Origin of the sequence: Streptomyces sp. NPDC008163 (assembly GCF_042956885.1) — a bacterium.
In the GTDB taxonomy this organism is placed as follows: Bacteria; Actinomycetota; Actinomycetes; order Streptomycetales; family Streptomycetaceae; genus Streptomyces; species Streptomyces drozdowiczii_A.
In genome coordinates this window covers 339,480-365,514 of the sequence record NZ_JBIBHG010000009.1, presented here as the reverse complement: position 1 = coordinate 365,514, position 26,035 = coordinate 339,480, and the positions used below count along the sequence as shown (strand labels likewise).

The 26,035-nt window shown below is 73.3% G+C and carries 20 protein-coding genes; 14 read left to right on the top strand and 6 right to left on the bottom strand.

Going from position 1 to position 26,035, the window contains the following annotated elements; genetic code table 11:
* Positions 1-273 precede the first annotated feature (273 nt).
* The 4 genes from ACFZAT_RS22060 to ACFZAT_RS22045 all read left to right on the top strand — a co-directional run bounded on the left by ACFZAT_RS22060 (position 274) and on the right by ACFZAT_RS22045 (position 4,739).
* Positions 274-726, top strand: coding sequence for an NAD(P)H-dependent oxidoreductase (locus tag ACFZAT_RS22060; protein WP_391266009.1), 453 nt, complete (start codon positions 274-276; stop codon positions 724-726).
* Between the two features lie 96 nt (positions 727-822).
* The gene (locus tag ACFZAT_RS22055; RefSeq protein ID WP_391266006.1) at positions 823-2,190 is read left to right on the top strand and encodes a hypothetical protein; all 1,368 of its coding nucleotides are present in this window, start codon (positions 823-825) and stop codon (positions 2,188-2,190) included.
* An 81-nt stretch (positions 2,191-2,271) separates the two neighbouring features.
* On the top strand, positions 2,272-3,513 hold the full coding sequence (locus ACFZAT_RS22050) for an AAA family ATPase (RefSeq protein ID WP_391266003.1): 1,242 nt from the start codon (positions 2,272-2,274) through the stop codon (positions 3,511-3,513).
* Positions 3,510-4,739 carry a VWA-like domain-containing protein gene (locus ACFZAT_RS22045; RefSeq protein WP_391265999.1) on the top strand — a complete coding sequence of 410 codons (1,230 nt, stop codon included), beginning with the start codon at positions 3,510-3,512 and terminating at the stop codon, positions 4,737-4,739. Before ACFZAT_RS22050 ends, ACFZAT_RS22045 begins: the two co-directional genes overlap by 4 nt.
* Here ACFZAT_RS22045 and ACFZAT_RS22040 read toward each other — a convergent pair.
* A complete protein-coding gene (locus ACFZAT_RS22040; RefSeq protein WP_391265996.1) occupies positions 4,736-5,353 on the bottom strand; it encodes a TetR family transcriptional regulator in 618 nt (205 codons plus the stop codon). The genes ACFZAT_RS22045 and ACFZAT_RS22040 overlap by 4 nt on opposite strands.
* A 234-nt stretch (positions 5,354-5,587) precedes the next feature.
* On the opposite strand from ACFZAT_RS22040, the gene ACFZAT_RS22035 reads away from it, so the two are divergent.
* From ACFZAT_RS22035 to ACFZAT_RS22025, 3 genes are read left to right on the top strand one after another with little or no spacing between them, the layout of a single operon-like run.
* Entirely contained in the window at positions 5,588-6,145 is a 558-nt protein-coding gene (locus ACFZAT_RS22035; RefSeq protein ID WP_391265993.1) for a 2Fe-2S iron-sulfur cluster-binding protein, read from the top strand.
* Positions 6,142-7,134: an FAD binding domain-containing protein gene (locus ACFZAT_RS22030; protein WP_391265989.1), complete on the top strand. Its 993-nt coding sequence runs from the start codon at positions 6,142-6,144 to the stop codon at positions 7,132-7,134. Before ACFZAT_RS22035 ends, ACFZAT_RS22030 begins: the two co-directional genes overlap by 4 nt.
* Entirely contained in the window at positions 7,131-9,263 is a 2,133-nt protein-coding gene (locus ACFZAT_RS22025) for a molybdopterin cofactor-binding domain-containing protein (RefSeq protein WP_391265987.1), read from the top strand. Before ACFZAT_RS22030 ends, ACFZAT_RS22025 begins: the two co-directional genes overlap by 4 nt.
* Here the strand turns inward: ACFZAT_RS22025 and ACFZAT_RS22020 are convergent.
* The 5 genes from ACFZAT_RS22020 to ACFZAT_RS22000 form a co-directional block, all read right to left on the bottom strand.
* Complete coding sequence (locus ACFZAT_RS22020) at positions 9,260-10,870, bottom strand: ATP-binding cassette domain-containing protein (RefSeq protein WP_391265985.1); 1,611 nt, start codon at positions 10,868-10,870, stop codon at positions 9,260-9,262. The two genes, ACFZAT_RS22025 and ACFZAT_RS22020, sit on opposite strands and share 4 nt — an antisense overlap.
* Positions 10,867-12,501: a ribosomal protection-like ABC-F family protein gene (abc-f, locus tag ACFZAT_RS22015; RefSeq protein WP_391265980.1), complete on the bottom strand. Its 1,635-nt coding sequence runs from the start codon at positions 12,499-12,501 to the stop codon at positions 10,867-10,869. The genes ACFZAT_RS22020 and abc-f overlap by 4 nt, the downstream gene beginning before the upstream one ends.
* A 211-nt stretch (positions 12,502-12,712) precedes the next feature.
* A complete protein-coding gene (locus tag ACFZAT_RS22010) occupies positions 12,713-13,324 on the bottom strand; it encodes a TetR family transcriptional regulator C-terminal domain-containing protein (RefSeq protein WP_391265976.1) in 612 nt (203 codons plus the stop codon).
* 43 nt (positions 13,325-13,367) lie between these two features.
* Positions 13,368-14,330 (bottom strand): zinc-binding dehydrogenase, encoded by a 963-nt coding sequence (locus ACFZAT_RS22005; RefSeq protein WP_391265974.1) that lies wholly within the window; start codon positions 14,328-14,330, stop codon positions 13,368-13,370.
* Between the two features lie 149 nt (positions 14,331-14,479).
* Entirely contained in the window at positions 14,480-15,430 is a 951-nt protein-coding gene (locus ACFZAT_RS22000; protein ID WP_391265971.1) for a TauD/TfdA family dioxygenase, read from the bottom strand.
* 731 nt (positions 15,431-16,161) lie between these two features.
* On the opposite strand from ACFZAT_RS22000, the gene ACFZAT_RS21995 reads away from it, so the two are divergent.
* The 7 genes from ACFZAT_RS21995 (at position 16,162) to ACFZAT_RS21965 (ending at position 26,011) form a co-directional block, all read left to right on the top strand.
* Positions 16,162-16,389, top strand: coding sequence for a putative leader peptide (locus ACFZAT_RS21995; RefSeq protein ID WP_391265968.1), 228 nt, complete (start codon positions 16,162-16,164; stop codon positions 16,387-16,389).
* Positions 16,390-16,688: 299 nt separating this feature from the next.
* Positions 16,689-18,281, top strand: coding sequence for an ABC transporter substrate-binding protein (locus ACFZAT_RS21990; protein WP_391265965.1), 1,593 nt, complete (start codon positions 16,689-16,691; stop codon positions 18,279-18,281).
* 1 nt (position 18,282) lies between these two features.
* Positions 18,283-19,227, top strand: a complete 945-nt coding sequence (locus ACFZAT_RS21985) for an ABC transporter permease subunit (protein WP_391265963.1) — start codon at positions 18,283-18,285, stop codon at positions 19,225-19,227.
* A gap of 5 nt (positions 19,228-19,232) precedes the next feature.
* Complete coding sequence (locus ACFZAT_RS21980) at positions 19,233-20,120, top strand: ABC transporter permease subunit (RefSeq protein ID WP_391265957.1); 888 nt, start codon at positions 19,233-19,235, stop codon at positions 20,118-20,120.
* On the top strand, positions 20,117-21,973 hold the full coding sequence (locus tag ACFZAT_RS21975; RefSeq protein ID WP_391265953.1) for a dipeptide ABC transporter ATP-binding protein: 1,857 nt from the start codon (positions 20,117-20,119) through the stop codon (positions 21,971-21,973). Before ACFZAT_RS21980 ends, ACFZAT_RS21975 begins: the two co-directional genes overlap by 4 nt.
* A gap of 52 nt (positions 21,974-22,025) precedes the next feature.
* On the top strand, positions 22,026-24,341 hold the full coding sequence (locus ACFZAT_RS21970; protein ID WP_391265951.1) for a sulfatase-like hydrolase/transferase: 2,316 nt from the start codon (positions 22,026-22,028) through the stop codon (positions 24,339-24,341).
* 119 nt (positions 24,342-24,460) lie between these two features.
* Entirely contained in the window at positions 24,461-26,011 is a 1,551-nt protein-coding gene (locus ACFZAT_RS21965; protein WP_391265950.1) for a DHA2 family efflux MFS transporter permease subunit, read from the top strand.
* Positions 26,012-26,035: the final 24 nt, after the last annotated feature.

Sequence of the window (26,035 nt, the reverse complement as noted above, 5' to 3'; positions counted from 1 at the left end):
GGACGGCCGGACTGGACGCGCTCGACCAGGATCCGCCTGCCGTGCACGGTCAGCCGGGCATTACGGTGGGACACGAAGACCTCCGTGTGCGGTGTAGAGCCTAGACACCTCCACCACACCGGAGGTCTTCGTCATGATCAAGACCTGATCCGAGTTAACAACGCTCGTGGTCAATACACCTAGGCCGAGTTCTTCGGCCACCGCTCCTGAACGACGGCGCACCACGCGCGCCCGGCTTGCTACGGAGGAGGCTGGACGGCAGGGTTCGGAGCTGTGCCCACACTCCTGATCGTGCATCACACGCCCTCGCCCAACTGCCAGGCCCTCTTCGAGGCGGTCGTCTCCGGCGCGACGACGGACGAGATCGAGGGCGTACGCGTCGTACGGCGCGCCGCGCTCGCCGCGACGGCTTCCGACGTCCTCGAAGCGGACGGACTCCTCCTCGGCACCCCGGCCAACCTCGGCTACATGTCCGGCGCGCTCAAGCACTTCTTCGACCAGATCTACTACCCGTGCCTCGACACCACGCAGGGCCGTCCCTTCGGTTACTACGTGCACGGCGGCAACGACGTCACCGGAGCCGTGCGCGGCATCGAGACGATCACCACCGGCCTCGGCTGGCGCCGGGCGGCGGAGGCCGTGAAGGTGACGGGCGAGCCGGCCAGGGCGGACACGGAGGCGTGCTGGGAACTGGGAGCCACGCTGGCGGCCGGCCTCACCGAATAAGGGCTGCGCGCCCGGCGCCGGGCGGCTACGCTGTGCCGCGATGACGACTCACTCTCTCCACAGATTGGGGGACCCGTCCGCGCAAGGTGAGTGCTGATGACCACTCACCGGCCCGACGAGGATCCCTTCCTGTCCTTCTGGCTGCGCGTGCGCGAGTTCGCCGTGCCGCCCTCGATGATCGAAACCGCCACCGCCCGGCGCCGTACCGGCGACTGGTCCGGCGCGTGCGCCGCCGCCGGTGTGGACGTCGAGTTCACCCCCCGGTCCCTGGCCCGCACGCACGGGCGGGAACTCGCCGCCCGCGTACGCGCGGACCTGCGCCACCTGGCACCGGACCTGCTGCGCTGGCACCTGCCGAGAATCGCCCCGCGCGGCCTGCTGCGCCCCGGGCTGACGATCGCGCTCGCGCGGTACGACTCCGAGCCGCGTGCCGGAACGGCTCGCGCCCCGGCCCCCGTGCAGCTGGTGGCCAGAACACCGCCCGCCTGGGCGGACGCCGGGCAGCGGATCAGCCTCGGCCTGTGGGACGGCACCGGCTCCGGGACCGTACGCCTGCATCCGCACCCCCACCCCAGCCGACGGTTCCGGCTCGACCTGCACCGCCATCTTTGGGACGCGCGCAGCACCGCTGACCTGCGGGTACGCGCCGGAGCCTGCGGAGGCGAGGGCGACGGGGGCGTCCGGCTGCCGCCGGGGCGCCGCTGTGCCGTCGGCCGCTGGGCGGCGGAGGCCGCGCTGCTGCTCGGTGCCGAGGGCCGCTCCTCGGGCCCCGTCACCGTACGGCTGGGCGGGCGGCACCGGCTGCTGCTGCACGCGACGGCGGACGGCCGTCTGCGGCTCGCGGAGACCGGGGCGGACGCCGCCCGCACCCCGCTGGTGCTGCCCGACGCGGCCACCTGGGCGCTGCCCGACCTCGAACTCCTGCGGTCCGGCGCGATCGGGCCCGACCGGCTGCACCCGCTCGTCGCGGGCGCGCTCGCCCCCGGGCACGCACCGGCAGGTCCGCCACCGGTCCCGGCGGGCGCCGGGCACCCGCGCGTCGTGGACTGCCGGGGCGCCCGGCACCGGATCGGCCTGGTCGACGGGGTGTTGTCCGCCCTGGACCACGACCCGGCCGAGATCCGCCGCGAGGAACTCCTGGTGGCCCTGACCGGGACCCCGTTGCCCTGCCTCAGGGCCATCGATGAGGCCCACCGCCGCCCGGACTGCCTCACCGGAGTACGGGAACGGCTCGACCACGGCGACATCACCGGCGCCCTCGCCGTCGTCGAAGGACTCCTGGGCCCCGGCGCACAGCTCCGCGACGGCCCGCTCCGCGAGGAACTGGAGACGGCGGCACTCCGCAGGATCACCTACGGGCTGTACCGCGCCGACCTGATCGAACCCGGACCCAGCACCTGCCACCCCGTCCCCCCGCCCGCCCCCGCACGCCGCACACGCCCGCGCCGGGCGGGAGCGCGCTGACGGGTGCGCCCGCACCCCGCACCGCCCGGTCCCGGGACCGGCACCGCCCTGAACCCGCCACGACACACAAGGTGATGACCCATGCCCGTAAGCACCCCTTCCGTCCCACTCCCGGCATCCCCGCTCGACATCGCCGGAGCGCTCACGGCCCTGCTGCGCGACACGGCGACCGAAGCGCGCCCCGACACCCAGCTGGAGGCCCTGACGCTGGCCGTCGCCGCCGACCTGCCCGTCCTGCTGTGGGGAGAACCGGGCATCGGCAAGACCGCTGCCCTCACCCAGCTCGCCGATGACCTCGAGCTGCCCCTCACCACGGTCATCGCCAGCGTGCACGAGCCCTCCGACTTCTCCGGACTGCCCGTCGTCGGGGACGATCCGGCGGAACAGGGCGTCCCCATGGCACCCCCGGACTGGGCCGTGCGCCTGGTCCGGGCCGGGCGCGGACTGCTCTTCCTGGACGAACTGTCCACGGCCCCGCCCGCCGTGCAGGCGGCCCTCCTCCGGCTCGTACTCGAACGTCGGGTCGGGGCGCTGCGACTGCCGCCCGGCGTACGGATCGTGGCCGCCGCCAACCCGCGTTCGTCGGCGGCCGACGGCTGGGAGCTGAGCCCGCCGCTGGCCAACCGGTTCGTCCACCTCCAGTGGACCCATGACCACGACGTGGTCGTACGCGGCCTCGGCGGGACCTGGCCCCGGGCGGCCCTGCCCCGGCTCCGGCCCGAACGCCTCGGCGAGGCCGTCGACTTCGCCCGCCGGGCCGTGTGCGGTCTCCTCGCGGCCCGTCCCGCGCTCGTCCACCGGCTGCCCAGCGGCGAGACCCGCAGGGGCGGCCCCTGGCCGTCGCCCCGGAGCTGGGACATGACCCTCACCCTGATCGCCTTCGCCACCGCCGCCGGTGTCTCCCGCGACGTGCTCTCGCCCCTCGTCCGGGGCACGGTCGGGGACGGGCCGGGGCTCGAACTCCTCGCGGCCATCGACCGGATGGACCTCCCGGACCCCGAAACGCTCCTCGCCGACCCCGTGTCCGCCGTGCTGCCCGAACGGGGGGACCTGCGGCAGGCGGTGCTCGACGGGGTGGTTGCGGCGGTGCGCGGACGCCTCGACCGGCCGCGCTGGGACGCCGCCTGGACGGTGCTGGTGCGCGCGGTGGAGACCGGGGCACCGGACCTGGTCGTCGTCCCCGCCACCACCCTCGCCGCGCTCCGGCGGGAGGAGTGGGACGTGCCCGCTTCGATCGAGGCGCTGGCGGGAGTCGTGTCGGTGTCCCGGCGCGCCGAGGACGCGGCCGCTCGCGCGGCCATGGCGACGAAGGGCGGCCGGTGACCGGGGCCGAGCTGGACCGCGACAAGCTCTTCGCCGCCCGGTTGCAGGCGGTCAGGGCGCGCCCGTTCCTGGCGACGGCCCTGTTCGCCCTCCACGTGGTCGAGTCGCGGCGCGTTCCGACGATGGCCGTCGACCGCCACTGGCGGTGCTACGTCTCGCCGTGGTTCGTGGACCGCACACCGGTGGAGGAACTCGCCGGGGCGTGGGTGCACGAGGTGTCGCACCTGCTGCGCGATCACCACGGGCGCGGTGACCGGTTCGCGCGCCAACACGGGCTGACCGGTGCGGGGGAGCGGTTGCGGATGAACATCGCGGCCGACTGCGAGATCAACGACGACGTGTACGGGGACGGGCTGGCCGCCCCCGAGGGAGCCGTGTGGCCCGCGACGCTGGGGCTCCCCGAGGGAAAGCTGATGGAGGAGTACCTGCGCCTGTTCCGGCTCGGGCCCCGTACGCAGGACTTCGCCTGGCTGGACTGCGGCAGCGGCTCCGACGGACTCGACCGGGAGTGGGACCTCGGACCCGACGGTGCGCACGGGCTCAGCGAGCACGAGCGCGACGCGGTGCGCTTCCGGGTGGCCCAGGGCATCAAAGGCCGCCCCGGCCATGCGCCCAGGGCGTGGAAACGGTGGGCGGAGGAGGCGTTCCACCCGCCCCAGGCGTGGCGCGACCTGCTGGGGGCCGCCGTCCGCTCGGCCGTCTCCGGTCCCGGGGCGGGCGACGACTACTCGTACGGGCGTCCCTCGCGGCGCTCGGCCGGGCTGCCCGGGGTGGTCCTGCCGAGCCTGCGGCGCAGACCACCGCACGTGTCCGTGGTCATCGACACCTCGGCCTCGGTCAGCGACGCGGAGCTGGGCAGCGCGCTGCTGGAGGTGTCCGCGATCACCCGGGCCGTGGGCGGTCGCCGGGACCTCGTCAGGGTCCTGTCCTGCGACGCGGCGGCCCGGGTCGTACACCCGCTGTGCCATGCGGAGGGCATCGAGCTGGTGGGCGGCGGCGGCACCGATCTGCGTACGGGCTTCGCCAAGGCGCTGCGGACGCACCCCCGGCCCGACGTCGTCGTCGCCCTGACCGACGGGCAGACCCCCTGGCCCTCGGCCCAGCCCGCGTGCCGGACGGTGGTGGGGCTCTTCGACCGGGCGGACCGGGACTCCTGGGACGAGGAGGATCCGGATTACGTACCGGACACGCCGCCCGAGTGGGCGCGCGTCGTCAACATCGGCTAGCCGGTGTGCCGTTGATCCGGGTGACGGGGCATGTGTTCGACTCCGGACGCGCCCGCCCGCAGCCCGTCCGTGACCAGGTCGAAGAGGCGGGCGGCGCGGGGCTGCCAGTCGCTGTGCGGGTCCAGTTGCCACAGGCCCGCTATGGCGAGGAGGAAGTCGTCCGGCGTCACCCCGGCGCGTATCGTGCCCGCCGCCTCGTTCGCCGCCAGCAGCAGCGTGACCGCCTCGGTCACCGGGCCGTGGCCGACCTGCGCCAGGCTGCCGTGTCCGCTGGTCGCGGCGCGCAGGGCGTCCGCCAGGCCCGCCTTCGCCATGGCGTACCGGGCGAGGCGGTCCATCCACTCGCGCAGGGCCCGGTCCGCCGGGCGGTCGGCGAGGAGCTGGGCCGCCGCGTCGGCGACCTGCCGCATCTCGTACCGGTAGACCTCGAGGACCAGGGCCTCGCGGTGGGGGAAGTTGCGGTAGAACGTGCCCTGGCCCACGCCCGCCTTCCGCGCGATCACGCTCACCGGGGTGTCCGCGGCCCGGGTCAGCTCGGTGAGCGCGACGGCCAGGATGCGTTCGCGGTTGCGCTGCGCGTCCGGCCGTGTGGGCGTGCTCCTCGCGTCCCGCACCCTTCCCCCCTCCCGAGCCGCGGCCGGGGACGGCCTTGCTCGCCGGACAGTCGTCCGTTAGGTTCGACAACCAAGCGGACAGCTGTCCGCTTGCCTCCACCGCAGCGCCGGATCAGGCCACTTGACCGACCGGCTTCCGTCGGCCCCCCACCCGCACGCCGCGCTCTCCGCCTCCCGCACCGCCGCACACGGTCCCGTGCGGAGCGGTCCAGCCCCTGCGAAAGAAGGCTGATCATGGCCCCATCGACGTCCAGCGCCGTCACCCTGCGCGTCAACGGCGAAAAATACACGCTGACCGTCGACCACCGCACCACCCTGCTCGACGCGCTACGCGAACGCCTCGACCTGACCGGCACCAAGAAGGGCTGCGACCAGGGCCAGTGCGGCGCCTGTACGGTGCTGCTCGACGGCCGCAGGGCCGTGGCCTGCCTCCAGCTCGCCGTGGCCGCCGAGGGGCGCGAGGTCACCACCATCGAGGGCGTCGCGGACGGCGACCGCCTGCACCCCGTGCAGCAGGCCTTCCTCGACCTCGACGGCTACCAGTGCGGCTACTGCACCCCGGGCCAGATCTGCTCCGCCCTCGCGGTCATCGAGGAGCACGCCGCCGGCTGGCCCAGCGCCGCGACCGAGGACGTGCGCCCCGAGGCCGGGGCGCCCGCGCTCACCCCCGACGAGATCCGTGAGCGCATGAGCGGCAACCTCTGCCGCTGCGGGGCGTACGCACAGATCGTCCAGGCGGTCGCCCGTGCCGCCGAGGACACCGCCGACCGGGCCGAGGAGCGTGTGGCATGAGGGAGTTCGGCTACGAACGGGTCCACGACGTCGCCGGAGCGGTGGCTCTCCTCGGCACCGACCCCGGTGCCCGGCTCCTCGGCGGCGGCACCAACCTGGTCGACCTGATGAAGGCGGGCGTGGAGCGCCCCAGCCTCCTCATCGACGTCAGGGAACTCCCGCTGGACGAGATCGGGTTCGGCGCCGGGAGCGGACTGCGCATCGGCGCCACCGTCACCAACAGCGACCTGGCCGCCCACCCCGACGTACGCCGCCACTACCCGGCACTCGCCCAGGCGCTGCTCGCCGGAGCGTCCGGGCAGCTGCGCAACATGGCCACCGTCGGCGGCAACCTCCTCCAGCGCACCCGCTGCGGCTACTTCGCCGACCTCGCCAAACCCTGCAACAAGCGGGTCCCCGGCACCGGTTGCCCCGCCCTCGCCGGGGACCACCGCAACCACGCGATCCTCGGTGCTTCGGACCACTGCGTCGCCACGCACCCCTCCGACATGGCGGTCGCCCTCGCCGCGTTCGACGCGGTCGTCTCGTACGAAACGGCCGACGGACCGGGCGAGTTGCCGATCGAGGAGTTCTACCTGCCCGTGGGCGACACCCCGCACATCGAGACCGCGCTGCCCGCCGGGGCCGTGATCACCGGCGTCACACTGCCGCCCGCCCCGGCCGCCGCGCACTCCCGCTACCGCAAGGTGCGCGAGCGTGCCTCGTACGCCTTCGCGATCGGCTCGGTCGCCGCCGCCCTCGACGTACGCGACGGCGTCGTGTGCGACGCCCGCCTCGCCTTCGGGGCCGTCGCCTCCCGGCCGTGGCGGGCCCGGACCGCCGAGCGGGCCCTGACCGGCGGCCCGGCCGACCCGGCCGCCTTCGCCTCGGCGGCCGACGCCGAACTGGCCGCCGCGCGGCCGCTGCCCGGGAACGGCTACAAGGTGACGCTGATGCGCAACCTCGTCGTCGCCGAGCTCACCCGACTCGCCGAGGAGGCCGCCCGATGACCACGACGACCGGTACCACCACCCCCACCGGGGCCGTGGGCTCGGGCCGCTCCCGGGTGGAGGGCCGCGACAAGGTCACCGGCGCCGCCCGCTACGCCGGCGAGATCCCCTTCGCCCGGCTCGCCCACGGCTGGCTCGTCCTCTCCACGATCGCCCGGGGCCGGATCACCGCCGTGGCGGACGAACCCGTCCTCGCCATGCCGGGCGTGCTCACCGTGCTCCACCACGGCAACGCCCCGCGCGTCGACACCGACTACGTGGGCATGCTCGGCCGGCCCAACCCGGTGGTCGGGCTCTTCCAGCACGACCGGGTGCCGTTCGTGGGCTGGCCGGTGGCCCTCGTGGTGGCCGAGACCCCCGAACAGGCACGGGAGGCAGCCGAGGCCCTGGTCGTCGGCTACCAGGAGGAACCGCACGACGTGGCGTTCCGCGCCGGCCGCGACGACGCCTACCGGCCCGAGGACTCCCCGATGGTGCAGGCCGACACGGACAAGGGGGACGTCCGGGCGCGGATCGAGGACGCCGCCTTCGTGGTGGACGCCGAGTACACGACGCCGGAGGAACACCACTGCACGATGGAGCCGCACGCCGCGACCGCCCGCTGGGACGACGGCCGGCTCGACGTCACCGACTCCAACCAGGGCAGCTCCTGGGTGGCCGGAGAACTCGCCCAGCTCTTCTCCCTGGACCCCGCCTCGGTGCGCGTGCGCTCCGAACACATCGGCGGCGCCTTCGGATCGAAGGGCCTGAGTGCCCACCAGGTCGCCGCCGTGATGGCAACGACGGCCCTGCACCGGCCCGTACGCGTCGTCATGACCAGGCGTCAGATGTTTTCGCTCGTCGGCTACCGCAGCCCCACCGCCCAGCGCGTCCGGGTCGCGGCCGACGCCGAAGGGCGGCTGTGCGCCTTCGACCACGAGGCGCTGAACCTCACGTCCGGCGTGCACGAGTTCATCGAGACGAGCGCCGTGCTCGGCCGCGTCCTGTACGACGCAGACGCGCACCGCACCCGGCACCGGATCGTACGGCTCGACGTCCCCACGCCGACGTGGATGCGCGCCCCCGGCGAGGCACCCGGCTCCTTCGCCATCGAGTCGGCCCTCGACGAACTCGCCGAGAAGTGCGGCGTGGACCCCATCGCCCTGCGCGTGCGCAACGAACCCGCCAACGGCCCGGTCTCCGGCCTGCCGTTCAGCAGCCGCAACCTGCTCTCCTGCTTCGAGGAGGGCGCCCGCCGGTTCGGCTGGGCGGACCGCGATCCGCGCCCCGGCCTGCGCCGCGAAGGCCGCTGGCTCATCGGCACCGGGACGGCCGCCGCCTCCTACCCCTCGGGCGTCGGCCGATCCACCGCCGCCGTCACCGCCGAGGCCGACGGCAGCTACACCGTGCGGATCAACGCGGCGGACATCGGCACCGGAGCGCGTACCGCCATGACCCTCGTCGCCGCGGAAGCGCTCAGGGCGGACCCGGACCTCGTCCAGGTGCGCATCGGCGACAGCGACCTGGGCCACGCGATGATCGCCGGCGGCTCCACCGGCACCCGCTCCTGGGGCTGGGCGGTGCGCCTCGCGGCGGCCGACCTCCACGAACGGCTGGCGCTGGGCGGCGGCATCCCGCCCGAGGGGATCACCGCCCGGGCCGACACCGCCGACGCCATCGCCGCCCTGCCCCAGCGTGAACGGCACTCGTTCGGCGCCCAGTTCGCCGAGGTCGCCGTCGACGTCACCACCGGCGAGGTGCGCGCCCGCCGCCTGCTGGGCATCTTCGCGGCGGGCACCATCGTCAACCCCCTCACCGCCCGCAGCCAGCTCATCGGCGGCATGACCTGGGGCCTGTCCATGGCGCTCCACGAGGAGGCGGTCCGCGACGCGGCGACCGGCGGGCACGTCAACGCCGACCTCGCCGGATACCACGTCGCCTCGCACGCCGATGTGCCGCTCATCGAGGCGGACTGGGTGGACGACCCGGTGCCCGGCGACCCCGTCGGCATCAAGGGCATCGGCGAGATCGGCATCGTGGGCGTCGCCGCCGCGATCGCCAACGCGGTGTGGCACGCGACGGGCGTACGCCACCGTGAACTGCCGATCCGCCCGGACCGCGTCCTGCGAGCGGCGGCGGACCGCCCCTAATCACCCAGCCGCACTTCGCGCCCCCGCCAGCGCCGCCGCAGCCAGCGGTCGTGGCTTGCCACCACGACCGCCCCCGGCCCCGGGCCCAGCGCCTCTTCCAACTCGTCGCACAGTGCGGGGGAGAGGTGGTTGGTCGGCTCGTCCAGGAGCAGCAGCTCCGGCGGGCGGGCCATCAGCAGCGCGAGCGCGAGCCTGCGCCGCTGACCCGCCGACAGCTGCCGCACCTCCTTGCCCAGGTCCGCCTCGCGCAGCAGCCCGAGCGACAGCAACGGCACCAGCTCCGCCCGGTCGGCGCCCAGCACCCGTACATAGGTGTCGGCGACGGTACGCTCCGGCCGGGCGAACACGCTGTCCTGGGCGAGCACCCCGACGGACAGGCCAGGACGCCGGACCACCTCCCCGGCCGCCACCGGCCGGCCCGCGAGCACCGCGATCAGCGTCGACTTCCCCGTGCCGTTGCCGCCCGTCACCAGCAGCCGGTCGGACGCCCCGACGTCGAGCTCGTCGACGGCCAGCCGGCCCGGGAAGCGCACCCCGCGCAAGGACACCAGCGTGCCCGGCGCGGAGGCCTCGGCCCGCTCCGGGTACCGGAACCGCAGCGGGGCGGGCGGCTCGGCGACCTGACGGCGCTCCGCCTCGTCCAGCCGACGGGTGGCGTTGCGCACCCGGCGCGCGATCTGGCTCTGCACCCGGCCCGCCCGCACCCCGTACCCCATCTTCTCGCTGTCGCGCGGCCCCCGGTCGGGCGCGACCTGGCGCGCGGTCACGGCGGCCGACCGGCGCAACTCGCCGAGCTCCTCCTGCTCCTCGGCGTACCGGCGCTCCCACCGCGCCCGCTCCGCCCGCTTCTCCGCCAGATACGCGCTGTACCCGCCGCCGTACCGTACAGGCCCGTCCACCGCCGGATCGAGGTCCACGAGGTCGGTGCAGACGGCGTCCAGGAACGCCCGGTCGTGACCGGCGAGCACCACCGGCCCGGGCATCGTGCGCAGCTGCTCCTCCACGAACGCGGCGGCCTCGTCGTCCAGATGGTTGGTCGGCTCGTCCAGGAGGAGGGCGGCAGGCCGGCGCACCAGCAGCGCCGCGAGCGCCAGCCGGCCGCGCTGCCCGCCCGAGAGCGACCGCAGCGTCCGGCCGTGCGGCAGGGAGCCGAGCCCGAGCCCGCCGAGCACGACGGCCGCGCGCCGGTCGGCGTCCCAGACCTCCCGCTCCTCGGCCTGCTGCAGCCGTCCGCCGTACGTTTCCAGGAGCCGGGCGTGCTCCGGAGAGTCCTCCGGCGTACGGGAGAGCAGACCGGAGAGGCGGTCCAGCTCGGCGAGATCGGCCCGCGCCTCGCGCAGGGCGTCGTCCAGGACACCGGCGACGGTGGAATCCGCGTCGAATGGCATCTCCTGGTGCAGGTACCCCACATCGGCGGGCCGGGTGACCTGCCCGGCGTCGGGCTCGTCCACCCCGGCGAGCAGCCGCAGGAGGGTCGACTTGCCCGCCCCGTTCTCACCGATGAGGCCGATGCGGTCGCCGGGCGACGCGATGAGCGACACCCCGTCCAGGACACGCTTCGTGCCGAGGACGCGGACCAGGTCGTGGGCGAGCAGGGGGCTGCTCATGCTTCCGGGCCTCCCGTCTGACGCAGCTCTCCGTCCGCGAGCCGCAGCCACCTGTCCACGCCGATCCGTTCCAGGAACCGTTCGTCGTGGCTGACGACCATGAACGCGCCCCGGTAGGAGGCGAGCGCGCTCTCCAACTGGCCGGCGCTCACCAGGTCCAGGTTGTTCGTCGGCTCGTCCAGGAGCAGCAGCTGCGGGGCCGGCTCCGCGCACAGGACACAGGCCAGCGTGGCCCGCAGCCGCTCGCCGCCCGACAGCACGCCGACCGGCAGATGGGCGCGGTCGCCGCGGAAGAGGAAGCGCGCGAGCAGGTTCATCCGCTCGGCCTCCTCCCGGTGCGGGGCGAACGCGGCGAAGTTCTCGGTCACCGTGCGCCCGAGGTCCAGCAGGTCGAGCCGTTGCGAGAGGTACGCGATGCGCCCCTCGGCGCGCCTGACCGACCCGCCGTCCGGCTCCAGGTCCCCGTTGACCAGCCGCAGCAGGGTGCTCTTGCCGGCGCCGTTGGGCCCGGTCAGCGCGATGCGTTCCGGGCCCCTCACCGTCAGGTCGACGCCCTCGCCGGAGAACTGCTCACGGCCGCCGAGGCGCACCCGCAGGTGCTCGGCGAGGAGCACGGTGCGGCCGGCCGGCACATCGGTGTCCGGCAGGTCGAGCGTGATGCGCTGCTCGTCGCGTACCGCACGCCCCGCCTCGTCCAGGCGGGCCTGCGCCTCGCCGACCCGGGCGGCGTGCGTCTGGCCGGACTTGCCGGCGGCCTCCTGGGCGCCGCGCTTCATGTTTCCGGCGAAGATGCGGGGCAGGCCCGCGTTCTTGAGGTTGCGGGCCGCGTTGCTCGCACGCCGCTCGGCCCGCTCGCGGGCCTGCTGCATCTCGCGCTTCTCCCGCTTCAGTTCCTGCTCCGCGTTGCGGACGTTCTTCTCGGCCACCTCCTGCTCGGCCCGCACGGCTTCCTCGTACGCCGTGAAGCTGCCCCCGTACAGCCGCAGTTCCGATGTGCCGAGTTCGGCGATGCGGTCCATGCGGTCAAGGAGCGCGCGGTCGTGGCTGACGAGCAGCAGCGTGCCGTTCCAGGACTCCAGGGTGTCGTAGAGGCGGTGCCGCGCGGCGAGGTCGAGGTTGTTCGTCGGCTCGTCGAGGAGCAGGACGTCCGGCCGCTTCAGCAGCTGCGCCGCGAGGCCGAGCGAGACGACCTGGCCTCCGCTGAGCGTGCCGATGCCGCGGTCCAGGGAGATGCCTTCGAGGCCGAGCCGGTCGAGCTGGGCGCGGGTGCGCTCCTCGATGTCCCAGTCGTCGCCGATGACCGCGAAGTGCTTCTCGTCCACGTCGCCGGACTCCACGGCGTCCAGCGCGCGGATCACCGCGTCGACGCCCAGCACCTCGGAGACCGACAGGTCACCGGTGAGAGGGAGGCTCTGCGGGAGGTAGCCGAGGGTGCCGTCGACGGTGACGGAACCGGCGGCCGGGCGCAGCTCGCCGGCCAGCAGCCTGAGCAGCGTGCTCTTCCCGGAGCCGTTGGGCGCGACGAGACCGGTACGGCCGCTGCCCACGCTGAAGGACAGACCGGAGAAGACCGGGGTGTCGTCCGGCCAGGAGAAGGAGACGTTCGAGCAGATGAGGGATGCGTCGGACATACGGAGCCTCACGTGTGCATCCGGGGACGGGGACACCACGGCCCCGGAGGAATGGTCAGAGGGAACAACGACATGGCCACTGCGGCGGCGCCCTGGGCGCCCGCTGCGGCTATGGAGCTCCGGGATCACCCGGAGATGTCGTCGTCGCCTGCCATGTCTGGATCTCCTCGTACACGTTGAACGGCCCGTCGATCTTAGCAGCCGTCCCCGCTCACGGCCTTTCGTTTCCGGTGCCGGTCCGGCGGCGCAGATCGGCGATGCCCTGGTCCAGGGCCGCCTCCAGGTGTCCCGGGCTGCCGGTGGACAGCAGGATCACCACACCGCCCTGGATCCCGGCGAGCAGGGCAGCCGCCGAGCGGTCCGCGTCCCGGTCGGCGTCGATCTCACCGACCGACTGCATGTGGCGGATACCGGCGGCCAGCGCGCCCTGCCAGCGCTCCAGGAGTTCGGTGGCGACGGCCTGCGCGCCCGACGAGGCCGGCCCGATCCGGGAGACCGCGATGTCGAGCGGGCATTCCCGGCCCTGTTCGCGGTAGCGGGCGACGACCTTGTCGCGCCAGCTCAGCCAGGCCGGCCACGAGGTGAGGGCGCCCAGCTCCGGCTGCTGGTCGCCGATCACCCGGTCCGCCTCGTGGTGGGCGACGGACAGCATCAACTCGTCCTTCCCGCCCGGGAAGTAGTGGAACAGCTGGCTCTTGCTGGTCGACGTGAGCGCCAGGACGTCGTCGAGCGTGAGCGCGAACACGCCCTGCCGCCGGATCGCCGCGGCGGCACCCTCGACAATGCGCTGTTTCGTCGCGGCGCCCTTGGGGGTCAGCGGCACGATGTCTCTCCCTCTCTCACGGTCGTACGGGCCGGGCGCCCGCTCAGGGGATCAGCAGCAGCTTCCCGGTGGTCCGACGGGACTCCAGGTCGCTGTGGGCCCGCGCAGCCTCCGAGAGCGCGTACCGCCCGCCGATACGCGGGGACACCTGCCCCGCCCGCACCATCGCGAAGACCTCGTCGGTCCGGGCGACCAGCGCCTCCCGGGTGGGGACGTGGTCCTGCACGGTCGGGTAGGACAGCAGGATGCTGCTCGGCAGATCGGTCACCGAGAGCGACGGTACGCCCATGAAGGGACCGTAGTAGGCATGCACCCCGTGCCGCCGCAGGGCCAGCTGCGAGGACCGGAACGTCGAGGTCCCGCCGCCGTCGTACACGACATGGGCGCCCTCGCCGTCCGTCAGCTCGCGCACCCGGTCCTCGAACCCGGCCCCGGACGACACGATGACGTGGTCCGCACCGGCCTTCTCGGCTACGGCCGCCTTCTCCGGGCGGGAGACCAGGCCGATGACCCGTCCGCCGCGTGCCTTGATCATCTGGGTCAGCATGAGTCCCACGCCACCCGCGGCGGCGTGCACCACGGCGGTGTCGCCGGGGCCGACGGCGTACGTCTCGGTGGTGAAGTGGTTCGCCGTGAGGCCCTGCATCATCACCGCGGCCGCCGTCTCGTCCGGCACCCCGTCGGGCACCTTGACCAGCCGGTCCGCGGGGACGGCCAGGACCTCCGCGTAGCTGCCCGGGTGGTAGTACCAGGCGACCCGGTCGCCGGTGGCCAGCCCCTCGACGCCCTCGCCGAGGCCGGTCACGTACCCCATGCCCTCGGCACCGAGCACGGCCGGTGCGGCCCAGCCCGGGCCGCCCACCTTGCGGGCGCCCACGTCCATGAAGTTGACCCCGGCGGCCCCGAGCCGGACCAGGGCCTCGCCGGGCCCGGGAAGGGGGTCCGGCAGTTCGGTCCAGGTCATGACCTCGGGGCCGCCGTGCTCGGTGATGCGGATCGCGTGCATCAGGTGTGCCTCCTCCGTGAGCCGTCACCGCGAGCCGTGTGCCGCAGTGAGGTCAGGCCACCGTAGAAACGCGAAAATGGACCCGCAAGTCCAGTCCGGGGCGGAGGGCGGCGCCGGGACGCCGCCCTCCGGGGCCGGGGAGTGCGGGCTCACGCAGCCGTCGGCTCGGTGGTGGACGCGCCGGACGGGATGCCGAAGGACGGGTCCGGCACCGCCTCGGGGGTGATGAGGGTGGAGGAGCGGCCGTCGACGCCGACCGGGACGTCACCGTCGATGGTGACGCGGCGGAGCTTGCGCTCGTGGGTGTCGGAGTCGTCCACGCCGTAGTGCTGGGTGGCCCGGTTGTCCCAGATCGCCACGTCGCCCACCTGCCAGTCCCAGCGCACGGTGTTCTCCGGGCGCTCGACGTGCGACTGGAACAGCTCGACCAGGGCCCGCGAGTCGCGCCCGTTCAGGCCGCTGATCCGCTGCACGAAGTTGCCCAGCAGCAGCACGCGTTCACCGGTCTCGGGATGCACGCGGACCACCGGGTGCTCGGTGAGGAACTTGGTCGACGTGAACACCTCGCGGTACTGCTGAAGCGCCTCCGGCAGGGCGTGCGGCCGCACCGCCGCGTAGTCGTAGTCGTTGGAGTGGACGGCCCGCAGACCGTCCGCCAGGGTGCGCAGCTGCTCGGGCAGCTCCGCGTAGGCGGCGGCCGTGTTGGACCACAGGGTGTTGCCGCCGTACGGCGGGATCACGACCGCCCGCAGGATGGAGAAGGCCGGGTAGGCGGGGACGAAGGTGACGTCGGTGTGCCACTGGTTGGCCCGGCCGCCGTGGTCGGAGTCGATGCCGAGCGAATAGCGTCCGTCGGCGGACGGCACGGTGGGATGCGCGACGGGCGTGCCGAGAAGTCGGCCGAACGCCTCGTGGCTCTCCTCGTCCAGGTGGTCCTGCTTCCGGAAGAAGACGACCTTGTGGGCGAGGAGCGCGGCCCGGACGGCGGCCACCGTCCCCGGGTCGAGATCGCCGCCGAGCCGTACACCCGAGATGACCGCGCCGATACGGCCGCCGAGCTGCTGGACGGTGACGGCGGGGGCGGTGGTGGTCGAGGACATGGGTTTTCCCTTCGAGGTTGCCCGCCGCGGCCGGGCGCAGGGGCGCGGCAGACGGCGAGCGGACGAATTGTGGAGCGGAATGGGTGGGGGCGGGAGGCGCCCACGGGCGGAGGCGGTGCACTGCCCGGAGCGACGGTGCGGGGAGTAGCCGGTCCAGCGGAGTCGCCGGCTCGGCGGAGTCACCGGCTCCGGAGAGCGAGCGCGGTGCGGTGGTGGTACGCCGGTGAGGTCAGGCGGCGGTACAGCGGCCCGGACACACGGGCCGAGGAGCGGGGCGGCCGGCGCGGGCGGGCCGCGCATCGGTGAGTGCCGTCGCGAACATGTCCCGGAGACTCGCAGCGCTCCGCCGGGTGCGTCAAGCGTCCGCCGGGACCCCACGGGGCGTACGGCAGCGGTTCGGCCGGCGCCTGCGCCGGGTCGCCGTACACCTTCGACCGGTGCCCAAAAACCGCCTCCGGCCTGGGAGTTCGGTGTGAAGCCCCAGCAGTGCGCGGGTGCCGCTCCCGGGCCCGGCCACCGGCCCGTGCGAATTCACGCCGCCGTAACGTTGCGAGTGCCCCACCGGCGCGCGCCCGAAGACTGGCCCCCATGAGCGCTGTCCCCGCCCCTTCCGCGCGACCGGTGACGTAAGGCGCGACACCAACGCCGCGGTCGGCCACTCGCACCTCCGCCAGGACCCCGAACGCATCGTCAGTCCGCATGCCGGGACGGCCGCTTTCCGGCCGCGGTCGGTGCCCTCATGCCGAACTCCCTGTTCAGAAGCCCTCTGGCGGCTGTGGTGCGCCAGTCGGCTTCCGCTCAGCGGGAAGCGCTTCGTACCAGGATGCGGACGGGGCAGGTTGACCGTCCGGCGAGGCCGCTGTCATATTGCTCCCGTGAACCCGGACAAGCGCCTCGTCTCCCGCAGGCACGTCGACCTCTGTCGACAGGCCAGCGCGGTCTGTGCCGTTCGCCGCTGAACCGGACCGCGGCGGGGAGGCCCCGCGGCCCCGTCCCGCTGACCTCTCCCGGGTGACCACAACCCGCTGAGAACCGGGAATCCTTTCTCCTTTCGGCTTTCCCCCGCTCCCGTGCGTCGAGGGAGCTCCTGACGCCTACCCGCGCCGATTCCGCACGTCCGCAGCAGCGGTCCCGGTCCGGTGCGTCCTTCGCGCGGCGCATCCCCGTCGCCCCTTCCTCCCGCAGCGGATCGCATACGCGAACGTGCCCCGCCGCGCGCTCCTCCCTTCCCTCTTCCCACCGTCACAGGCAGGCATCGATGACCGAGCTGTACCCCCTCACGCCCTCCGGACCGTCCCGGCGCTCCACGCTCCGCGCCGCGGGCGGCGGCGCCCTGCTCCTGGGACTGGGCCTCGCGGGCTGCCGCTCGGCCGTGTCGGAGACCTCGTCGGCCCCGCAGGGGGCGAGCGCCGCACCACGGCGTGGAGGCGTGCTGAACATCGCCGTGAACGCCGACTTCACCCCCGCCCTGCTCTTCGCGCAGAGCGGCCAGTCCCTTCAGCAACGCCTGATCTACAACACCCTCACCCGCTACGACGACCGCCTCCACCCGAAACCCGAACTCGCCAGCTCCTGGGTGTACGCCACGGACGGACGCAGCATCACGCTGCGGCTGCGCGACGACGTCACCTTCCACAATGGCCGCGCGTTCACCGCCGACGACGTGATCTTCGCGGTGAAGAACCTTCAGAACCCGGTACGCGCAGCGCAGTTGCGCAGTACGGCCGCCACGATCACCGGATTCGAGAAGCGCGGCGACCACGAACTGGTGCTCAGGCTGGCGCACCCGGTCAACAACCTCTTCGACCTCTTCGAGTTCATGATCATTGCGGACTCGGAGAGCGTCGAGGACGCCGTCGCCGGAAAGAAGTTCATCGGGACCGGCCCGTTCAAGCTGAAGAAGTGGAGCCCCGGCGCCGGCCTCAGCCTCACTCGCAACGACGCGTACTGGCAGCCCGGCCGCCCCTACCTCGACGGGGTCGAACTGCGGGTCATAGCCCAGGCCGACGCGCTGATCTCGTCCCTGCGCTCCGGCCAGTCCCAGCTCTCCTTCGACGTGCCCGGCAAGAGCCTCGGTGCCGTCAGGGCCGACCACGGACTCACCATCGACGACTACGACACCGGCGCCGGCGCCATCTACCTGGGCGTCAACACCACGGTCGCCCCGCTCACCGACCGCACCGTCCGCCAGGCGCTCGCCTGGGCCGTCGACCGGGACCGGCTCGTCGCCCAGACCCTCGGCGGCTACGGCCTCGCCTCCGCCGCGCCCTGGCCCAAGTCCTCACCCGCGTACAGCGAGGCCAACCGCACCCACTACACGCACGACCCCGCGAAGGCCCGGGAACTCCTCAAGTCCGCGGGGCACACCAGGCTCGACCTGCCCATGCTGCACATCGCGCTGCCCGGCGAGACGGCCATCGCCGAGTCCATCCAGTACGACCTCAAGCAGGTCGGCGTCCACGTCACGCTCCAGCCCACCGACGGGGCCACCGCGCAGAAGAAGCTGATCTCACAGGGCATGCCCGCCCTGTGGTCCCTCGGCCACGGGTTCGCCCAGGTGCAGCCCTCCACCCTCGCCGTCAGCGCGTACCCCTTCAACGAGGCGAAGAACACCTCCGAGTACCGCTCGGCCGCCTACACCAAGGTCGTGCGGGAGGCGTGGACCGAGCCCGAGACGGACACGGCCGCCGCCAACGCCCTGCACCGGAAGATCTCCTCCATCCTGCTGGACGAGGCGTTCCTCATCGACCTCGTGGTGCGCGGACAGCTCCAGGTCTCCGCCACCCGGCTGCACGGCGTCACGCTCAACAAGTTCTCCTACCTCAACCTCGACAACGCCTACCTGGTGTGACATGCGCAGCTACCTGCTCCGGCGGCTGCCGTCCGCCCTCCTCGTCCTGGCCGCCGCCTCCTTCCTGATCTTCACCATCCTCAGGCTGGTGCCCGGCGACCCCGCCACCGCGCTCGCCGGACCCGACGCGGACGCGGCGACCGTCGCCGCGATCCGCGCACGGCTCGGCCTCGACGCGCCCCTGCTCTCCCAGTACGCCCACTGGATCGGCTCGCTCCTCAAGGGCGACCTCGGACCCTCGTACGCGATCGGCGGACAGACCGCCGACCTCATCGGCGACGGGCTCGGCGCCACCACCGAACTCACCGTCGCCGCCCTCCTCTTCGTGATCGTGCTCGGTACGGCCTTCGGCGTCATCGGGGCCATCTCGCGCAACCGGTGGCTGAACGCCGCCGTGCGGGTGATCACCACCGCCGCCCTGGCCGTGCCGCCCTTCGTCAGCGGTGTGCTGCTCGTCCTGGTCTTCGCCGTGGCGCTCCCCGTACTGCCGCCCGGCGGCCGGGTCGCCTTCCCGACCGCCCCGGACCTCGCCGCCCAGTACCTCGTGCTGCCGGCGCTCTGCCTGGCGCTGCCCAGCGCCGCGGTGCTCGGCCGCTACCTCAAGGACGGCATCGAACGCGGCCTCGCCGAGGACTACATCCGCACCGCCACCGCCGCCGGGATCGCCCCGCGCCGCCTGCTGTGGCGCCACACCCTGCCCAACGCCCTGCCGCCCGTCGTCACCCTGCTCGGTATGCAGGTCGGGAACCTGCTCGGCGGCGCCGTCCTGGTCGAGGCGATCTTCGCCTGGCCCGGCCTCGGACAACTCGCCGAACAGGGCCTCCAGCGCCGCGACTACCCGGTCGTCCAGGACCTGCTGCTGCTCCTGGTCGGCGTCTTCGTCCTCGTCCAGCTGCTCACCGACCTCGTGTACGCCTGGCTCGACCCCCGGATCAGGTGGGAGTAACCCTGATGACCCAGACGACCGACCTCCTCACCGCCGCGCCGCCCCCGGCCACCCGCAGGCCGCGCGCCACGGCCCGCCCCCGCCACCCCTACCGCACCGCCCTGTCCACCGCCCGCGCCCGCACCGGCCTCGTCCTCGTCGGTGTCGTCGTCCTCGCCGGACTCCTCGCACCGCTGCTCGCCGGCCACGGTCCCACCGACCAGAGCGGCCTGAGCCTCGCCGGGCCGGGGACGCCCGGACACCTCCTGGGCACCGACGACCTCGGGCGCGACCTGCTCAGCCGGGTGCTGTACGGCATCCGCACCGACCTCACCATCATCACGATCGCCGTGCCCGCCGGTGCCGCCCTCGGCTGCCTGCTCGCCCTGGCCGCCGCCGCACACCCGGTCGCCGACACCCTCGTCCAGCGCGTCTTCGACCTGCTCCTCGCGTTCCCCGGGCTGATCCTGGCGCTCGCCGTCACCGCGATCCTCGGCCCCGGACGCGTCCCCGTGGTGCTCGTCATCGCCCTCGCCGAGGTCCCGGTCTTCGGCCGGCTGCTGCGCGGCGGCGTCCTCGTCCAGAGGGAACGCGAGTACGTCACGGCCGCCCGGGTCGGCGGCGGTTCGGGCAGCCGGGTGCTGGTCCGGCACATCCTGCCCAACGCGGCCGACCCGCTCGTCGTGCAGATCGCCGTCTCGCTGACCGTCGCCGTCTTCATCGAGGGCGCGATGAGCTTCCTCGGTGTCGGCGTCCGGCCGCCCGAGCCCACCCTCGGCGCGGTGCTCAGCCAGTCCATGCCCTATCTCGCCCAGTCCCCGCACTTCGCCGCGGGCCCCCTGATCACCGTGACCGCGCTCGTCCTCGGACTCTCGCTCATCGCCGAGGCGCTCAACCGGGAGATACGCCGATGACCGCCCCCGAGCTGCTGGAGGTCCGCGACCTCGGCGTCGAGTTCACCGCCCCCGACGGTTCACCGCTGCGCGCCGTGCGCGGGGTCTCCTTCACCCTGCGCCGGGGCGAGACCCTGGCCGTCGTCGGCGAGTCCGGGTCCGGCAAGTCGACCACCGCGCTCGCCCTGAACCGCATGCTGCCCGGCACCGGCCGCATCACCACCGGCACGGTCCGCCTGGACGGCCGCGACCTGGCCGCCGCCGACGAGGCCGAACTGCGCGCGGTGCGCGGCGCCCGCATCGGCATGGTCTTCCAGGACCCGATGACCGCCCTCAACCCCGTCCTCACGGCCGGCCGCCACATCGACGAGGCCCTGCGCGCCCACGGCCACCACGACAAGGCCGCCCGCCGCGCCCGTACCGTCGAACTCCTGGACCGGGTCGGCATCCCCGACCCGCACCGGCGCGCCGACGACCACCCCCACCAGTTCTCCGGCGGCCAGCGCCAGCGCATCCTCATCGCCATGGCCCTCGCCGGCGAACCCGACATCCTCCTCGCCGACGAGCCGACCACCGCACTCGACGCCACCGTCCAGGACCAGATCCTCACCCTGCTCGGCGGCCTCAACCGCGAGACCGGCACCGCCCTCGTCCTCATCACCCACAACATGGGCGTCGTCGCCCGCGCCTGCGAACGGGTCCTGGTCATGTACGGAGGCACCGTGGTCGAGGACGGGCCCACCGCCGACGTGCTCACCCGCCCCCGACACCCGTACACCGCCGGACTCCTCGCCGCCGTCCCGCGCCTCGCCACCCCGTCCGGGACCCGGCTCACCGGCATCCCCGGCAGCCCGCCCGACCTCACGCTCCTCGGAAACGGCTGCGCCTTCGCCGACCGCTGCACCCTGGCCGAGGACCGCTGCCGCACGCAGACCCCGCCGCTCACGCGGGGGGCCGACGGCGTACGGGTGGCCTGCCTCCCCGCCGCCGGACGCACCGAACCCCTGCCCGCCCCGGCCCCGCCCCTCCGCATCGACCGGCCCGAGCCCGGCGCGGTCGTCCTGGAGGCGGACGGCCTCACCAAGACGTACGGGGGACGCGGCGCCCGGCGACGCGGAGAGCCCGCGCTCGACCGGGTGTCGCTGACGCTCCGGGAGGGCGAGACGCTGGGCATCGTCGGCGAGTCCGGCTCCGGCAAGTCCACCCTGGCCCGGGTCCTCGCCCATGCCCACACCGCCGACGGCGGCACCCTGCGGCTGCGCGGCGAGGACATCACCCGGCCCTCACGGCGCGCGCTGCACGCGGTGCGCCGCCAGGTCCAGATGGTGTTCCAGGACCCCTACGCCTCGCTCAACCCGCGCATGACGGTGGGCGAGATCGTCGCGGAACCCCTCGTCGCGTTCGGCATCGGGGACCGCGAGGCGCGCCGGGAGCGGGTGGCGGAGCTCCTGGAACTGGCCGGCCTGGACCCGGCCGTGGCGGGACGCCACGCGCGCTCCTTCTCGGGCGGCCAGCGCCAGCGCATCGGCATCGCCCGCGCGCTCGCCCCCGCACCATCCGTCCTCATCTGCGACGAACCCGTCTCCGCGCTCGACGTGTCCGTCCAGGCCCAGATCACCGGACTGCTCACCGACCTCCAGCGCGACCTGGGCCTCTCCCTCGTCCTCATCGCCCATGACCTCGCGGTCGTCCGGCAGATCAGCCACCGCATCGCCGTCATGCACCGGGGCCGGGTCGTGGAGACCGGCACCGCGGACGAGGTGTGCGAACACCCCAGCGACCCGTACACCCGCGCCCTGCTCGCCGCCGCGCCCGAACCCGTACCCCCGGCGGCCCGGACCGCGCACGCCGAGAAGACGGGAGCCCTCGCATGACCCACCGCATCCCCGCGCCGCCCGCCCCGACCCGTGACGGAGCCACCCGCCGATGACCACCAGCACCCGCCGCGACCCCTACGACGGCTTCCCCGGCCGCATCGGCCGCACCTTCGCCGCCTCCGAGCCGGCCTGGCCGGCGCCCCGGACACCGGGGGACAAGGCCCCGAACATCGTCGTCGTGCTCGTGGACGACATGGGCTACAGCGACATCGGCCCGTTCGGCTCCGAGATCCCCACCCCCGTCCTCGACACCCTGGCAGAGGACGGCGTACGGCTCAGCAACTACCACACCATGCCGCTGTGCTCCCCGGCCCGCGCCGCCCTGCTCACCGGCCTCAACCCGCACCGGGTCGGCTACGCCATGGTCGCCAACTCCGACCCCGGTTTCCCCGGTTACGGCATGGAGATCGCCGACGACATCCCCACTCTCGCCGAACTCCTCCATGACTCCGGCTACGCCACCTACGCCGTCGGCAAATGGCACCTCGTCCGCGACTCCGCCTCCAACGCCGCCGACGACCGCGACAACTGGCCGCTGCGCAAGGGCTTCGACCAGTACTACGGCGTCCTCGAAGGGCTCACCAGCCTCTTCCACCCGCACCAACTCGTGCGCGACAACAGCCCGCTGGACATCGACGAGTTCCCGGACGGCTACTACTACACGGACGACATCACCGACCAGGCCATCTCCATGGTGAAGTCGCTGCGCGCCCACGACCCGGACAAACCCTTCTTCCTCTACCTCGCGCACAACGCCGTCCACGGCCCGCTCCAGGCCAAGGAGGAGGACATCGCCCGGCACCGGGGCCGCTACGACGAGGGCTGGGACGCGCTGCGCGCTCGCCGCTTCGCCGCCCAGATCGCCGACGGCCTCTTCCCGCCCGGCACCGAACTCCCGGAACGCAACAGCGAGGCCGGGCAGGACGTGCCCGCCTGGGACAGCCTCACCGAGGAGCAACAGCGGCTGTACGCACGCTACATGGAGGTGTACGCGGCACTGGTCGACAACATCGACCAGAACCTCGGCCGGCTCACCGCCACCCTCGAAGCGCTCGGTGAGCTCGACAACACCATCATCGTCTTCACCTCCGACAACGGAGGCACCGGCGAGGGCGGCGCCGAGGGCACCCGCTCCTACTTCAGCCGTTTCGTCCACCACCCCGCGCTGCCCGAGGACTGGACCCCCGACGTCGACCGCGACCCCGAGCTGATCGGCGGACCGCGCAGCCTGGTGCACTACCCGCGCGGCTGGGGCATGGTCTCCAACACCCCGTTCCGGCTCTACAAGGGGCACACGTACGCGGGCGGGGTACGCGTTCCGTTCGTCCTGTCCTGGCCGAGGGGCGCCCGCGAAGGCCGGCTCACGCCGGGCACCCGCCCGCAGTACCAGTACGTCACCGACATCGCCCCCACCCTCCTCGAACTCGTCGGCCTGCAACGGCCGGAGCGCCGGCGAGGGGTCCCGCTCCAGGAACCGGACGGCATCACCTTCGCCCCCGTACTCGCCGACCCGGAACACCTCTCCACCCACCCCGAGCAGTACTGCGAGATGACCGGCAACCGCAGCTACTACCGCGACGGCCGCAAACTCGTCACCCTGCACCGCCCCGGCGCCCCCTACGACGACTCCGAGTGGGCCCTCTACGACATCAGGACCGACCCGACCGAGATCCACGACCTGGCCGCCGAACACCCCGGCCTCGTCAAGGAACTCTCGGCGGCCTGGGAGCAGGCGGCCTGGCGCAACGGCGTCTTCCCGCTCCCCGACGGCAGCGGCGCCCTGGCCCGCCGCAACCCCGCCGAACAGCGGCTGTCGCGCCCCCTCACCCTGCTGCCCGGCACCCCCGAACTGGAGCGCTACCGCTCCTCCCGGCTGGTCTCCCTGCGCTCCTTCGAGGTCACCGTCGCGATCGAGGAGACGGGCGAGGGCGTCCTCGTCTCGCACGGCGACCAGGGCGGTGGCTACAGCCTGTACGTGGAGGACGGCCGCCTGCACTTCGCGTACAACGAATACGGCGTGCTCCACGAGACGGACGCGGGCCCGCTCGCACCCGGCGCGCACACGGTCCGCCTCGTCGCCACCGCCGAGCAGGGCCTGCGCTGGAGCTTCCGCGTCGAGGCCGACGCCGAGACCCGGGCCACCCCGCCCAGCGTCCACCAGCTCATCGGCATGGCCCCCTTCCAGGGCATCAGCATCGGCGTGGACCGCAAATCCCCCATCTCCTGGCCCCTCTACGAACGCCACCGCTCCTTCCCGTACGAAGGCCGCCTGCGCACGGTGACGTACACCCCGGGAGCCCCGGGCCCGGACTCCCCGGCGGCGGTGGCCCAGGCACTGAAGGAGGCAGCAGCGGCGTTCGAGTAGGCCACAAGCCGCACGAATCCAGCCTCCCCGGAGATCGATTCGCGACGACCCCCGCCCAGGTCTAACGTCGGTGGGGTGAACGACCACGTTCACCCCACCGCACCAGCGGCACCGAACCGATGACCGGCTCCCACGCAACACCCACGCAAGCCACCGCAACCCCCCGGAGGGACCGCGGCGGCACGATAGCCCTGCTGGTCATCTGCTCGTGCCAATTGATGGTGGTCCTCGACATCACCATCGTGAACATCGCCCTGCCGCACATCCAGACATCCCTCGGTTTCTCCACCGAGAACCTGTCCTGGGTGATCAACGCCTACACCCTCACCTTCGGCGGCCTGCTGCTGCTCGGCGGGCGGATCGGTGACATCCTCGGGCGACGCCGGGTCTTCATGGCCGGCGTCGCCCTCTTCGTCATCGCCTCCCTGCTCGGCGGACTCGCCCAGGAATCCTGGCAGCTGCTCGCCGCCCGCTCCCTCCAGGGCGTCGGCGGCGCCATCGCATCGCCGACCGCGCTCGCCCTCATCACGACGACGTTCCACGAAGGCCCCGCACGCAACAGGGCGTTCGGCGTGTTCGCGGCCGTCTCGGCGGGCGGCAGCGCCATCGGACTGCTCGCGGGAGGCGTGCTGGTGGAGTGGCTGGACTGGCGGTGGATCTTCTTCGTCAACGTGCCCATCGGCGCACTGATCGTGCTGGCGACCCGCCGCTACATCCAGGAGTCCGAGCGCCACCCGGGCCACTTCGACATACTCGGCGCCCTCACGGCGACGCTGGGCATGGTGAGCCTCGTCTACGGGTTCATCCGCGCCTCCGAGGAGGGCTGGAGCGACACCCTCACCCTGCTCGCGTTCGCCGCGGCGGTCGTCCTGCTCGGCCTGTTCATCGTCAACGAGAGCCGGTCCCGGCAGCCGATCACCCCACTCTGGATGTTCCGCGACCGCAACCGGGCCGGCACCTACGGGATCATGCTGAGCCTCGCGGCGGCGATGTTCGGGATGTTCTTCTTCCTGACCCTGTTCGTGCAGAACATCCTCGGCTTCAGCCCGCTGCGCACCGGGCTCGCCTTCCTGCCGGTCAGCGTCATCATCGCGATCGGCGCCGGATTCACCTCGAAGCTGCTGCCGAAATTCGGACCCAAGCCCTTCATGGTGACGGGTGCGGTCCTCGCGGCGATCGGGCTCGGCTGGCTCACTCAGACCGATGTGCACAGCTCGTACCTGGGCAGTCTGCTGGGCCCGGTGCTGGTGTTCGGACTCGGCATGGGCCTGCAGTTCGTCTCGCTGACGCTGATGGCGCTCTCCGGCGTCGCACCGCACGAATCGGGCGCGGCCTCCGGCATCCTCAACACCACTCAACAGGTCGGCGGATCGCTCGGCCTGTCCATCCTGGTCACGGTCTTCGGTACGGCCAGCCGCAACGAGGCGACCGACCAGGTGCCCAAGTTCATGGCGGAGGCGACACCGGCACAGCTCGCCCAATTCCGTAAGACCGGACAGCTCCCCGGCCCCTGGGGCGACCAGGTCCTGGCATCGGGCGTCTCCACCGCGTTCCTGGCCGCAGCGGCCTTCGCCGTCGCCGCCGCGCTGATCGCGCTGTTCGTCATCCAGGTCCGCCCCTCGGACCTGGAACGGCTGCGCGGAAGCGGAAGCGGCGGGCCGGGCGCCTGAGCACCCGCCCGCCCGCTCCCGGCC